General features: G+C 72.5%; 14 protein-coding genes. 7 read left to right on the forward strand and 7 right to left on the reverse strand.

The features are described from left to right. Positions 1 to 8: 8 nt before the first annotated feature. Complete coding sequence (locus ACT01A_RS23930) at positions 9 to 647, forward strand: NAD-dependent epimerase/dehydratase family protein (protein WP_445149618.1); 639 nt, start codon at positions 9 to 11, stop codon at positions 645 to 647. Next, positions 637 to 1062: a hypothetical protein gene (locus ACT01A_RS23935; RefSeq protein WP_445149619.1), complete on the forward strand. Its 426-nt coding sequence runs from the start codon at positions 637 to 639 to the stop codon at positions 1060 to 1062. The genes ACT01A_RS23930 and ACT01A_RS23935 overlap by 11 nt, the downstream gene beginning before the upstream one ends. Positions 1063 to 1115: 53 nt before the next feature. Here the strand turns inward: ACT01A_RS23935 and ACT01A_RS23940 are convergent, their stop codons facing one another. After that, a complete protein-coding gene (locus ACT01A_RS23940) occupies positions 1116 to 1316 on the reverse strand; it encodes a hypothetical protein (RefSeq protein WP_445149620.1) in 201 nt (66 codons plus the stop codon). Between the two features lie 275 nt (positions 1317 to 1591). Between ACT01A_RS23940 and ACT01A_RS23945 the strand changes: the two genes are divergently transcribed. Next, positions 1592 to 2068 carry a hypothetical protein gene (locus ACT01A_RS23945; RefSeq protein ID WP_445149621.1) on the forward strand — a complete coding sequence of 159 codons (477 nt, stop codon included), beginning with the start codon at positions 1592 to 1594 and terminating at the stop codon, positions 2066 to 2068. Continuing rightward, a complete protein-coding gene (locus tag ACT01A_RS23950) occupies positions 2065 to 2355 on the forward strand; it encodes a transcriptional regulator (protein ID WP_445149622.1) in 291 nt (96 codons plus the stop codon). Before ACT01A_RS23945 ends, ACT01A_RS23950 begins: the two co-directional genes overlap by 4 nt. On the opposite strand, the gene ACT01A_RS23955 is transcribed toward ACT01A_RS23950, so the two are convergent. Next, positions 2352 to 2981: a response regulator gene (locus ACT01A_RS23955; RefSeq protein ID WP_445149623.1), complete on the reverse strand. Its 630-nt coding sequence runs from the start codon at positions 2979 to 2981 to the stop codon at positions 2352 to 2354. The two genes, ACT01A_RS23950 and ACT01A_RS23955, sit on opposite strands and share 4 nt — an antisense overlap. Before the next feature lie 205 nt (positions 2982 to 3186). Between ACT01A_RS23955 and ACT01A_RS23960 the strand changes: the two genes are divergently transcribed. Further along, positions 3187 to 3792, forward strand: coding sequence for a hypothetical protein (locus ACT01A_RS23960; RefSeq protein WP_445149624.1), 606 nt, complete (start codon positions 3187 to 3189; stop codon positions 3790 to 3792). Between the two features lie 56 nt (positions 3793 to 3848). Then, on the forward strand, positions 3849 to 5516 hold the full coding sequence (locus tag ACT01A_RS23965) for a hypothetical protein (protein ID WP_445149625.1): 1668 nt from the start codon (positions 3849 to 3851) through the stop codon (positions 5514 to 5516). Positions 5517 to 5528: 12 nt separating this feature from the next. Here the strand turns inward: ACT01A_RS23965 and ACT01A_RS23970 are convergent, their stop codons facing one another. Next, on the reverse strand, positions 5529 to 6161 hold the full coding sequence (locus tag ACT01A_RS23970; RefSeq protein WP_445149626.1) for a class I SAM-dependent methyltransferase: 633 nt from the start codon (positions 6159 to 6161) through the stop codon (positions 5529 to 5531). Beyond that, a complete protein-coding gene (locus tag ACT01A_RS23975; protein ID WP_445149627.1) occupies positions 6158 to 7216 on the reverse strand; it encodes a glycosyltransferase in 1059 nt (352 codons plus the stop codon). The genes ACT01A_RS23970 and ACT01A_RS23975 overlap by 4 nt, the downstream gene beginning before the upstream one ends. Before the next feature lie 139 nt (positions 7217 to 7355). Here ACT01A_RS23975 and ACT01A_RS23980 point away from each other — a divergent pair, with 139 nt between their 5' ends. Continuing rightward, entirely contained in the window at positions 7356 to 8255 is a 900-nt protein-coding gene (locus ACT01A_RS23980; protein WP_445149628.1) for a 3-hydroxybutyryl-CoA dehydrogenase, read from the forward strand. Here ACT01A_RS23980 and ACT01A_RS23985 read toward each other — a convergent pair. The 3 genes from ACT01A_RS23985 to ACT01A_RS23995 form a co-directional block, all read right to left on the reverse strand. Continuing rightward, positions 8223 to 8726, reverse strand: coding sequence for a MarR family winged helix-turn-helix transcriptional regulator (locus ACT01A_RS23985; RefSeq protein ID WP_445149629.1), 504 nt, complete (start codon positions 8724 to 8726; stop codon positions 8223 to 8225). The two genes, ACT01A_RS23980 and ACT01A_RS23985, sit on opposite strands and share 33 nt — an antisense overlap. Before the next feature lie 40 nt (positions 8727 to 8766). Next, the gene (locus ACT01A_RS23990; protein WP_445149630.1) at positions 8767 to 11130 is read right to left on the reverse strand and encodes a sulfatase-like hydrolase/transferase; all 2364 of its coding nucleotides are present in this window, start codon (positions 11128 to 11130) and stop codon (positions 8767 to 8769) included. A 78-nt stretch (positions 11131 to 11208) separates the two neighbouring features. Continuing rightward, positions 11209 to 12090, reverse strand: a complete 882-nt coding sequence (locus ACT01A_RS23995; protein WP_445149631.1) for a class I SAM-dependent methyltransferase — start codon at positions 12088 to 12090, stop codon at positions 11209 to 11211. Between the last annotated feature and the right edge of the window lie 22 nt (positions 12091 to 12112).

The following is a 12112-nucleotide window of genomic DNA, read 5'->3' on the forward strand; positions in this document are numbered from 1 at the left end:
TCGAGAGCATGAGAGTTGCGATCGTCGGGGCAACGGGGAACGTCGGGTCGGCCGTCGTGCGGGCGCTGCAGCGCGATGAGCGCGTGCGGGAGATCGTCGGCATCGCGCGGCGGCGGCCGGCGCAGGCGGCCGAGAAGGTGAGCTGGGTGAGCGCCGACATCACGCGCGACGACCTCGTTCCCGCGTTGCGTGGCGCCGACGTCGTCGTCCACCTCGCCTGGCTGATCCAGCCCGACCGCCATCCGCAGGTGATGGAGGCCACCAACGTCGATGGGTCGCGCCGCGTGTTCGACGCGGCGCTGGCGGCGGGCGCGGGGACGCTGGTCGTGGCGTCCTCGGTCGGGGTCTACTCGCCGGGGCCGAAAGACCGCGCGGTCGACGAGTCCTGGGCGACCGATGGGATCGCGACCAGCACCTACTCCCAGCACAAGGCGCGCGTGGAGCGGATGCTCGACGCGCTGGAGGCCGAGCACCAACATGTACGGGTCGTGCGTCTGCGGCCGGGCTTGATCTTCCAGCGCGACGCCGCCAGCGAAAATTCGCCGCTTCTTCCTCGGGCCGCTGGTCCCGAACCCGCTGCTGCGCCGTGGCCTGGTCCCGATCGTCCCGCGCACCGATCGGCTGTCGTTCCAGGCCGTGCACGCTGACGACGTCGCCGACGCCTACCGCCGCGTGATCGCCGAGCGCGACGTGCGCGGCGCGTTCAACGTCGCGGCCGACCCGGTGCTCGACGCCGACGCGCTGGCCCGCGTGCTCGGCGCGCGGACGGTGCCGGTGCCCGCGCGGGCCCTGCGCGCCGCGGCCTCGCTGACCTGGCGCGCGCACTTGCAGCCGACCTCGCCGGGTTGGATCGACCTCGCCCGCGGAGTGCCGGTGATGGACACCACCCGCGCCCGGACCGAGCTGGGGTGGGAGCCACGCCACAGCGCGGGCGACGCCTTGCTGGAGCTGCTCGACGGCCTCGGCCGCGGCGCGGGCGGCCCGACGCCGCCGCTGGACCGTCACGCCGGCGGCCGCTTTCGCAACCGTGAGCTGCGGACCGGCATCGGCTCTCGGCCGTGAACGCGGCGCTGCGTAGGACCGCTCCGCGGCGGGGCGGTCCTACGCGAGGCGATCTACGGGCGCGGCGCGGCGGACCGATGGCCGTGCGCGAGCGCTGAGCGAACCTTCGTATCGGACGAGGTCGCTCGCGCCGCCATGCGGGTCGCGGCCGGCGCGGAGCGCAACATGCGCGCGTAGCGCCGGATCAGCTGGAGCTGGGCGTCTCCGGCCAGGGACGGCCGGTCCTGGAGGCGGTGTTCGACGGTGGATGACATGCGGGCCTCCTCGAGGTCGTCGTGATCTGTGCGGTGGGCCCGTGCTGGACCCGGCCAAGACGTAACCGCTAGGGCGGCGAGGCATGCGCGGGCGGTCTGACGTTGGCGCGATGGCGTCGGCGGCGGGCGGCGCGACGCCTCGCCGGGCCGGCGCGGAGCCACTTTCCAATCTGGCAAGTAGCTGCTAGCTTTCCAGTATGGAAAGCTCATGGAGGCCTCCGAGCCGCGATGAAGCGGCCGCGGCGCTGGTGGGGGCTGAGGCGTCACGGGCGCGGTTGGCCGCTGGCATCGTGCTGCCGTCGTGGTTCGCCACCTCGATCGGCGCGGCGATCGCGGTGCAGATCGGAACCGCGGCGGTGGGTCTCGGTGGCGGCGCGCCGTGGACCCTCGTCGCCGGGCTAGCGGTCTTCGCCGTCGTCGGCGTGGTGCAGCTCACGCGCTTTCGTCGTGACAACGGCGTGTGGCTCGGCGGGCTGGCCGGCCGCGTCGTGCTGGGGACGGGCACGCTGGCGTCGTCGTCCTACGTGGTCGCATTGGCCGCGGCGATCTGGGCGGCGTTCGCGGGGCAGTGGCTGCTGGTCGCGCTGGCCTCAGCCGGAGGCGGCGTGGCCTACGCGCTCGGTGGTCGGCGCTGGCTGGCGGCGTATCGAGCGGAGCCCGAGGTGCACGGCCGGGGCGAGTCGGCGGCGTGGTTGGCCATCATGTCGCTCGCGGCCGTCGGCGGCCTGGTCCTGCTGGTGCTCGAACGTTGAAGGCCGGGCCGGACCCGCTCCTGGTCGCGCCCGCGCGCCTGACGCTGATGACGACGCTCACCGCGGTCTCCGAGGCCGAGTTCGCCACGCTGCGCGAGCGCCTGGCGGTCAGCGACTCGGTGTTGTCCAAGCACATCTCGACGCTCGCCAAGGCCGGCTACGTCAGCAGCCGGAAGGGCGCGCACCTCGGCCACCGCACCACCTGGATCTCCTTGACTGGACCCGGTCGCAAGGCGCTCCGCACCCACGTGGCCTACCTGCGCGCGCTGATCGCCGACATTGACTAGGACAACAACCCGCGTCGCATCGCGGTCGCGACGGCGGCGGCGCGCTCGCCGACCTCCAGCTTGGCGTAGAGGCTGCGCAGGTGGCACTTGACGGTCGCCTGGCTGAGGTAGAGGTCGGTGGCGATCTCGGCCACCGTCTGGCCCTCGGCGATGTGCTCCAACATCTGTTGCTCGCGCTCGGTCAGCAGCGGGTGCTCGGGCAGGCACTGACGCCGCAGCTCGGCGGTCAGCTGGGCCTGGGCTGAGGGCGCGAGGACGACCTCGCCGCGCAGGATCCCGATGATCGCCCGCCGGATCTCGATGCTGCCGGCGTCCTTGGTGAGGAAGCCGTTGCCGCCGGCGGCGAGCGCGCGATGGACGGTGGCGCCGTCGTCGTGGGCCGAGATGAACAGGATGCGCGTGCGCAGGCTGCTCTGCTCGATTGCGCGGGCGATGTCGGGCCCGTCGTGGCGGCCGAGGCGGACGTCGACGATCGCGACGTCGGGATCGAGATCGCGGATCAGCTTCAGCCCCGCGTCCCCGTCCCCGGCGGCGCCGGCCAGCTGGAGCTCAGGCGCAGCCCCGACGGTGTCGGCCAGGGCCTGGCGGTAGAGCGGGTGGTCGTCGACCACTACGACGCGGATCATCGGCCGCAAGGTAGGACTCAGCGGTCAGCTCCTCGCGGCGGATCAACCGATCGGATGATTCTGCTCACAGGCGCCGTTCAGCGCTGCTAGAACGACGGACCTCACGTTGCTCTGGGTTGCGGAGCGACGGGCGGAAAGTCAGGCCGGTGAAGGGCATTCGCCGGAGAAGGGCGCCACGGGAGCGGCGCTGGAGCAGGGGGAGCTTGTGACGGGACTGACCTGGATGGTCGGCTGCGGCGTGGCCGCATGTTCGACCTTCGGCGTGCTGCTGGTGATGGCGTTGTGCGCCTCGGCCAGCCGTGCGGATGCGGAGGCGGCGGGCCACCGGACGCGCCTGGGCGCCGGCGACGACGACCGCCGCGCGACCGCCGCCGGGCCGGACGACCGCGCGGCCCGCCATCTGCGCACCGCGCTGCGCGCACGGACCGGGTGGGTCTTCTCGGCCTCCGACGCACGGGGGCCGCTGGTGGCCACGGGGCGCGGCGGGGCGGTCGTGCCGCCGGCGGGCGAGGCGCTCGCGCTGCGCGCCGCGCGCCTGGCCGTCCTCAACGACGTGCCGATCATCGTCCCGGTCGCGCCCGGCGGGCCGCTCGGCGAGGCGGTCCTCGTCGGCGTCGCGGTGCCGTTCGCCGACGGGCGGACGGGCGCCCTGGTTGTCGCGGGCGGCGGCGGGATGGCCACGCGCCCCTGGGCCACCCACGTGCTCCAGGAGCTCGCGATCGAGCGGGCCGAGCTCGGCATGCCGGTCGCCTCGGCCGCGCGCTCGGAGCGCTTCACCGTCGCCCGGCGCCAGCACGCCTACCGGCGCTGAGCGACACCACCAACTTCGTAGACCAACACCACCATCATCGAGTGAGGGAGCACCACATGCGAGATCCACGGATCCGGACGGGGAAGGCCAGCGCGGCGGGCGCGCTGGCGGTCACGGCGCTGGCGCTGACGCCGGCGGCCGGACAGGCAGCTACGCCGTCGTTCGGCTGCGAGGCCAGCGCGCTGCGGGCGACGCTCGCGGGCAGCCTGGCGATCGAGCCGAGCGTTACCGGCCGCGGGACGGCGTGCGCGACCGGGGCCACCGGCCCGTCGGTCGCGGTGACGCCGCTGCTGTCGGCGACCGCGCTGACCGCCTCCACCACGTTCGACGGGACGGGCCCGCGCGCCGGGGCCACCGGCGCGGTCGCCGGGCTGCACGTCGGCGTCGGCGGCCTCTTGCCCGACCTCCAGCTGCCCACGGAGCAGTTCATCGCGGCGCTGCCGCCGATATCGGTCCCGCTGCCGCCCGCGCTGGTCACCACGCTGCGGCTGCTCGTGCCGACCTTTCCGAGCGCGATCGAGTTGGACATCCGCGACGCGGTCCGCGCGGCCCTGCCCGGCGGGCGGCTGGCGGCGGGCGACGTGCTCGGCGCCGACGTCCTGCGCTCGACGGCGGCGGCGGGCTGCGCGGCCGGCGTGCCGTCGTTGACCGGCAGCAGCGAAGTCGTAGGCCTTGAAGCGCTGGGGCAGCCGGTCACGCTGGTCGACGGCGTCGCCAGCCAGGCGCTGACGCTGTTGGACACCACGTCGATCAACCTGTCGACGCTCGACCTCTCCAAGGTCTCGGTCACGACCGCGCTCGACGGCCTGACCGCGCCGCTGCTGGCCACCGTCCAAGGGCTGATCGGCCCGGCGCTCGCCGCGCTGCCGCCGATCCAGATCCCGGCGACCGTCGCCCAGCTCACGGTCAGGGCCCCTGAGCAGGTCGTGGCCGGCGGGACGCTGACCCAGCGCGCGCTGCACGCCCGGCTCACGCTCGGCGGCCGCGAGATCCTCGACGCGGTGGCGGGCGAGGCGAAGGTCGGCCGGACCGGCGACTGCCCGCCGGTCGACGACGGCCCGACGGTGGCGCAGGGCGGGGTGGTGCCCACGGCGGCCGCGGGCGCCAAGCCGCTCACGGCGCTGAGCGCGTCGGCCCAGCTGCTGGCGTGCACCGACCGCAAGCTCATCCTGCTCGACGTCCTGCCGGGCAAGCGCTCGGTGAAGGTCCGGGGCGCGGCCGATCGCGCGCTGGTCGGCCGTCAGGTCAAGATCCGCCTGCGCGCGACCGGGCGGGTCGTCGCGACCGCCAAGGTCGCCAAGGACGGGTTCTTCACCACGACCGCGCCGCTGCCCTCAAGGGCGATCCGGGCCAGCAACGACGCGCGCTACACCGCCGAGCTGGGCCGCGCGGCCTCGCTGCCGCTAAAGCTGCACCGGCGGATGACGCTGACGCGGCTGACGGCGACGAACGGGAAGGTCACGGTCGCCGGCCGCGTCGGCCTGCCGTTGTCGAACCCGGTGGACCCGATCCGGCTCGTGCGCCGCGTCTCGTGCCACAAGACCGTGCTGGTCAAGGCGTTCAGGCCCGCGGCCGACGGCACGTTCTCGGTCACGGTCCCGGCGCCGGCTGGCGCCACGGCGGCGGTCTACCGCCTGTCCACGCGGGTGCGCAAGACCACCAACAACCCCAAGCGCTTCCCGACCTTCACGCTGCCGGCCGGGATCGACCTCGACCGCCGCTAGACGGCAAGTCGCTCACGGCTGACGTCGGCCACGCGCCACGCCGGTGTGCGCTGCGACCTGGAAGCGCCAGGAGGTCGTCTCCTCCCAGCGGTCCAGGACGTGGCGTTCGCCGGCGCGGTCGACGTCGTCGAGGAAGACCGTGGCGTCGTGGGCCAGCCGGGGCTCGAAGAACGTCAGGGCCGGCAGGCGGCGGTGCACGTCCTGTGGCTCGAAGGCGGGTGGTCCGTCAACGACGAGGAGGTCGATGGCGGCTGGGAGGGACGGCTCCAACGCGACACGGTCGTACCACGCCGGCTCGCCCGTCAGCGGCGCGTGCACCACGGTCGCGACGGCGTCGAGCCGCTCGCGGCGCAGGAGGTCGCGGACGCGGGCGGCCCATTCCTCGTCGTGCTCGACGGCGGTCAGCGTGCCGGCCCCGCGCTGGCGCAGCAGCCGGGCCAGGAGGACGGTGCTGGCGCCGCTGCCGCACTCCACGACGCTCGTGGCGTTGGCGTACATGATCTCGTTGCACACCAACACGAGGCCGGCCGGGCGCATCGCGCCCGTGTTCCACGGCAGGTAGCCGCCCCCGTCGAGCAGCGGGCGCAGGACGTGCCAGGCCTGAAGGTCCTCCGGCGTCGGGCGGTCGTCCACGGCGTCGGTCATGCGGCGGCCAGCGGCAGGACGCGCTCGGCGTAGTCGGCCTCGTAGCGCGCGGCGACGCGGGAGACCTCGAACTGCTGCGCCCAGTCCCGCGCGCCGGCGATGTCGGTCTGGCGCGCGCCGTCGACGACGTCCTGCAGCGCCTCGGCCAGCGCGGCAGGATCGTCGGGCTCGACGAGGATCCCGCGATCCTCGGCGAGCGTCTCGGGGAACCCGTCGACGCGCGTGCCGACGACCGTCACGCCCAAGCCCATCGCGAGCGCCGCCGCCTGGGAGAACGCCTCGTCGCGCGACGGGCACGCCTGCACCGTGGCGCCCGCCACCCAGCTGCCCGGATTGTCCTTCCAGCCCGGGAGCGTCACGAGGCCGCCGAGGCCCAGCTCGGCGATCCGCCCGCGCAGCGAGGGCTCAAGGACTCCCGCCCCGAGCATGAACACCGGCGGCGAGGCCTCCATCATCCCGATCGCCTCCAACAACACGTCGGGACCCTTGTCGGCACTCAGGCGCCCGGTGTAGACGATCCGCTCGGCCGGCAGCCCACGGCGCTCGACGGCATCGAGGCCGTCGACCGGTGAAACCCCGCGTGCGACGCGCTCCGGGCGCAGGCCCGCACGCAGGATGCCGACGCGGGCGCCCGGGCTGTGGGCGTAGAAGTGGTCGATCCGGTCGACGGCCTCGGCCATCGCGCGCCACTGAGGGAGCGCCGGCCAGAGGTAGTCGTTGTGCTCGCTGGCGAACAGCGGAATGCCGGCGGGCATGGCGCGCGCCGCCGCCCACCAGCCGCCGAACATGTGCGCGTGCACCACGTCGGCGTCGGTGAGCCGTGGCGCCAGCCATGCGGCGAACGCCGGATCGCCGCGCCATTGCAGGTCGGCGGAGGCGCCCATGAGCTCGGGCTCGATGCCGTGGGCACGGGCGAGGTCGACACCCGCGTCGCTCGCGAAGGCGACCAGCAACCGCGTCTGGTGCCCACGCGCGGCGAGCGCTCGGCTGATGCGCAGCAAGGAGAGCTGGGCGCCTCCGGGTTCGAGCTTGGCCAGGACCCGGGTTATCAGCACGTGTGACCATCTTACCGGGCCTGGAGCGGCAATCCAGGGAGGCGGTCGGATCTCAGATAGTAGGAATGCCGACTATCGGAACAACGTGCAGTGCTAGCGTGATCGCCAGCGCACCCCGTTTCCCCGAAGGAGCCCCCACATGCAGCAAGAGGACGTGTTCACCCAGGCCGGCGTCGTGGGCGCCGGGTTCATGGGGTCCGGCATCGCCGAGTCGACGGCGCGCGCCGGGATCCCGGTGGTGCTCTACGAGCCTGAGGAGGCGTCGTTGAAGCGGTCGCGCGACCGCATCGACTCCTCGCTGGAGCGCGCGGTGGCGCGCGGCAAGCTCGAGGCCGGCGAGGCGGACGCGCTGCGCGCGCGGATCACGTGGACGACCGACCTGAAGGCGCTGGACGGCAGCGACATCGTGATCGAGGCGATCGTCGAGGACCCGCAGGTCAAGGGCAAGGTCTTCCGGGAGATCGACGGCTGGCTGGCGCCCGAGGCGCTGCTGGCGTCCAACACCTCGTCGATCCCGATCGCGCAGCTGGCGTCCTGGACGCGGCACCCCGAGCGCGTGCTGGGCCTGCACTTCTTCTCGCCGGTGCCGGTGATGAAGCTGATCGAGGTCGTCGTCGCGCTGGACACCAGCGCCGACGCGGTGCTGCGCGCGCAGGCCTTCGCCGCGGCGATCGGCAAGACCGCGATTCGCACCAAGGACCGCTCGGGGTTCATCGTGAACATGCTCTTGGTCCCGTACCTGGTCGCCGCGATGCGGATGTACGAGGAGGGCTTCGCGTCGCGCGAGGACATCGACACGGGGATGAAGCTCGGCGCCGCGCACCCGATGGGCCCGCTGACGCTGTGCGACTTCATCGGCCTGGACGTGCTCTACGCGATCTGCGACTCGCTGTATGAGGAGTTCAAGCGCCCTGAGTACGCCCCGCCGCCGTTGTTGAAGCGGATGGTCGTCAGCGGCCACCACGGCCGCAAGTCCGGCCGCGGCTTCTACGAGTACGCGCCGGTGTCAGCTGCCGAGGTCGTCGGCGTCGTCGCGTAGCTCGCGCAGGATCGCGGAGAGGTCCTGGAGCTGCGCGCGCTTCAGCGGCGCGGTCCCGAAGCGGGCGGCGTTGATCGCCTCGGTGGCCTCGGCGGCGACCACGCGGCCGCGCTCGGTGATCGAGGCCAGCCACTTGCGCCGGTCCTCCTCGTGGCGCGTGCGCTCCGCGTAGCCGAGCTTCTGGAGGCCGTCGATGGTGTTGGTGATCGAGGTGGGGTGGACCTGTAGCCGCTCGCCCATCTTGCCCAGCGGCAGCGAGCCGTTGCGGCTGTAGAACAACAACATCAACGCTTCGTAGCGCGGGAACGTCAACGCCCACGGCTTGAGCACCTCGTTCAGACGCGCGGTGAGGATCTGCTCGGTGCGCATGATCGAGGTGACCGCGACCATCGACGGCACCGCCGAGGCGCCCCAGTGCTTGCGCCACTGGCGGGCGGCCTCGGAGATCGGGTCGAACGGCAGCTCGGGCACGCCGAGAGCCTGCCACAGTGCGCCGCCCGCTGGCGCGCTGCTACTGCTTGGCCATCGCCAGGCGGAAGCGCTCCTGCGGGCTGATCAGGTGGTCGAGGTCCTCGGCCGCCTCGTCGATGTCGAGCTGGACCCAGCTCACCGCGCCGGTGAAGGCGTTGTCGGACGGGCCGTAGTCGTCGCTGACCGGCGCGCCGGCGTCGCTGCCGACCTCGGTGGTCTCGTCCATCGAGAAGATGCCCCAGTGGGTGCGCTCGACGCGGCCGGAGCCGACCTGCTCGCCGTCGAGGTAGAGCGTGACGTCGCCGCCCTTGCCGATCCCGCCGCCGTCGTAGGCGAACTCCGCTCGGACCTGGTGGGTGCCTGCGGGCAACGGGGTGGTCGTCTCGACCTTGTACATCTGCGCGCCGGTGAAGTTGTAGGTGTAGCGCAGTGCGCCCGCGTGGACGTAGAGCGCCCAGCCGCCGGTGCTGCCGCCTTGGGCGACGATCACGCCCTGGGCCGCGCCGTCCTCGGGCAGCTCGATCTCGGCCGTGATCGCGTGCGACTTGTTCTTGATGTTGATGATCACGTTCTCCTGTAGGCGGTGCATGCCGCCGAACAGGAGCTGCTGGCGGCCGGCGACCGGGTTCGGCCGGCCGGCCATCTCGGCGTTGAAGCGCTCGGCAAAGCGCGGGTCCAGCGGCAGGACGTTGTACTTGGTGGCCTCGATCTCGAACAGGCGCTGAAGCTCGGCCAGCTTGTCCGGGTGCTCGGCCGCGAGGTCGTGGGCTTGGGACCAGTCCGTGGTCGTGTCGTACAGCTCCCAGACGTCGGCTTCAAGGTCCTCGCTGCGCCCGGAGAACTCCCACGGCGTGGCGTGCTTGGTGACCGCCGTCCAGCCCTTGTGGAAGATCCCGCGGTTGCACATCATCTCGAAGTACTGCGTCTCGTGGCGCTCGGCGGCCAGCGCGTCGTCGAAGGCGTAAGACATGTCGGCGCCGTGGAACGGCTCCTGGTCGACGCCGTTGACCATCGTCGGGAACGGCAGGCCGGCCGCCGCCATGACGGTGGGCGCGACGTCGATGACGTGGGCGAACTGGTTGCGGACCTCGCCCTTGGCCTTGATCCCGCCCGGCCAGTGGACGATCGTGCCGTTGCGCGTGCCGCCCCAGTGCGAGGCGACCTGCTTGGTCCACTGGTACGGCGTGCACATCGCGTGCGCCCAGCCGACGGCGTAGTGGTTGTAGGCCTTGGGCGTGCCGAGGTCGTCGATGCGCTCGATCAGCCACTCGGGGGTCGCGAGGTCGGGCGCCTCGGAGACCATGATCTCGTTCGTGGTGCCGATCACGGTGCCCTCGGCCGAGGCGCCGTTGTCGCCGATGATGTAGTAGATCAGCGTGTCGTCGAGCAGCTCCAGGTCGTCGAGCGCGTCGATCACGCGGCCGACGTGGTGGTCGGCGTAGGACAGGAAGCCGGCGTAGACCTCCATCTGGCGCGCGAGCACCGGCTTGAGCGCGTCGTCCATGTCCTCCCAGGCCGGGATCTCGTCGTGGCGCGGGGTCAGCTCAGCCTCGGGCGGGATCACGCCCAGCTCCTTTTGGCGCGCGAACGTCGCCTCGCGCTGGGCGTCCCAACCGTCGTCGAACTGGCCCTTGTACTTCTCGATCCACTCCTGCGGGACGTGATGCGGTGCGTGGGTCGCGCCCGGTGCGAAGTACGTGAAGAACGGCTTGTCGGGCGCCATCGACTTCTGCTGGCGCGTCCAGAGGATCGCCCGGTCGGCCAGGTCGGCCATCAGGTGGTAGCCCTCCTCGGGCGTGCCCCACGGCTCGACCGGCGTCGTCTGCTCGTACAGCGCCGGGTACCACTGGTTGTTCTCGCCGCCGATGAACCCGTAGAACTGCTCGAAGCCGCCGCCGGGATGGGGCCAGTGGTCGAACGGGCCGATCGGGCTGGACTCGAAGACCGGCACCTCGTGGCACTTGCCGAACTGCGCGGTCGAGTAGCCGTTGAGGCGCAGCATCTCGGCCAACGGCGCGCACGTGTTCGGCCGCAGCGAGTTGTAGCCCGGCGCCGACGTCGCCATCTCGGTGATCGCGCCCATGCCGACGCTGTGGTGGTTGCGGCCGCTGAGCAGCGCCGCGCGCGTCGGCGAGCACAACGCGGTCGTGTGGAAGCGCGTGTACTTCAGGCCGCCGTTGGCCAGCCGCTCCGCGGTCGGCGTCGCGCACGGGCCGCCGAAGGCGCTGGAGGCGCCGAAGCCGACGTCGTCGAGCAGGATCACCAGCACGTTCGGCGCGCCCTCCGGCGGGCGCAGCGGCGCGATCGGCGGATAGGACGTGTCGGGATCGGTCGCCGTGTAGGTCGTCACCCCGATGTGCTTGGTGTCAGGGATCGGCAGCACTGCCCGTCGCGCGTCGCTCATGCGCGGCATGCTGGCCGCAGACCAGGTGAGGACGCGTCACCCGGCGTGGGTGAGAGGGCGTGGTGATCAGCGTCAGCGCTAGGCGGGAGCGCGGGCGCCGACGACCCACGCGGAGGCAGGCGCGACGACCTCGCCTGAGGCCGTCCGGTACTCGCCGGCCAGCGCGAGCAGGTCCCGCTCGATCAGCGGACGCACGCGCTCGGCGTCGTCGCCGGCGAGGCGGACGGTCTCGGCGGCGGGCCCGAGGGCGAGGGCGACCGCGACGGCCTCCTCGGGGTCACCGCCGACGAGCATGTCGATGTCGATGCGGCGGAAGCTGATGGTGTCGAAGCCGGCGGCCTTGAGGATGTCGCCGGTCGTGTCGGCGTTGGCCATGGAGAACGGACCAGGCCCGCAGGTCAGGGCTTCAGAGGCTTCGGCGTCGGGCTTGGGCACGTGACGGTCGACGACCTGCTCGGAGCGGTACATCCACTCGTTGTCGAGCTTGCGCCGCCAGACGACCATGACCAGGCGGCCGCCCGGACGCAGCGACTTGCGCACGTTGCGCATGGCGGCGACCGGGTTGGCGAAGAACATCGTCCCCATGCGCGCGAAGGCGTAGTCGTAGGGACCGCCCAGCGGCTCGGTCTGGACGTCAGCGACGCGGAACGCGACGTTCTCGGCGGCGTCGGCTTCGGCTTCCTCGACGGCCGCGGCGATGAAGCGCTCGGCTGCGTCGATCCCGGTGACGTGGCTGTCGGGGCCGGCGATCAGCGCGAGCTGGCGGCTCGTGTCGCCAAAGCCGCAGCCGACGTCGAGGATCCGATCGCCCGCGTTGGGCGGATCGCCGGCGAGCGCGTCGTCGCCGAACCGCCGCAGTGCGGTGACGAAGATGTGGCGGTACTCGCTGAAACGGTCAAACAGCACCGTGTTCCAGGCCGCGGTCGCCTCGACGTTGTCGACATAGACCTTGTCCGCCATGGCGCGAACATACGCCGCTGCG

Source organism: Baekduia sp. Peel2402 (genome assembly GCF_052567285.1).

Coding starts and splice junctions, on each gene's coding strand:
- ACT01A_RS23930 (WP_445149618.1), top strand. CDS start 9: ATGAGAGTTGCGATCGTCGGGGCAACGGGGAACGTCGGGTCGGCCGTC.
- ACT01A_RS23940 (WP_445149620.1), bottom strand. CDS start 1,316: ATGTCATCCACCGTCGAACACCGCCTCCAGGACCGGCCGTCCCTGGCC.
- ACT01A_RS23955 (WP_445149623.1), bottom strand. CDS start 2,981: ATGATCCGCGTCGTAGTGGTCGACGACCACCCGCTCTACCGCCAGGCC.
- ACT01A_RS23965 (WP_445149625.1), top strand. CDS start 3,849: ATGCGAGATCCACGGATCCGGACGGGGAAGGCCAGCGCGGCGGGCGCG.
- ACT01A_RS23970 (WP_445149626.1), bottom strand. CDS start 6,161: ATGACCGACGCCGTGGACGACCGCCCGACGCCGGAGGACCTTCAGGCC.
- ACT01A_RS23980 (WP_445149628.1), top strand. CDS start 7,356: ATGCAGCAAGAGGACGTGTTCACCCAGGCCGGCGTCGTGGGCGCCGGG.
- ACT01A_RS23990 (WP_445149630.1), bottom strand. CDS start 11,130: ATGAGCGACGCGCGACGGGCAGTGCTGCCGATCCCTGACACCAAGCAC.
- ACT01A_RS23995 (WP_445149631.1), bottom strand. CDS start 12,090: ATGGCGGACAAGGTCTATGTCGACAACGTCGAGGCGACCGCGGCCTGG.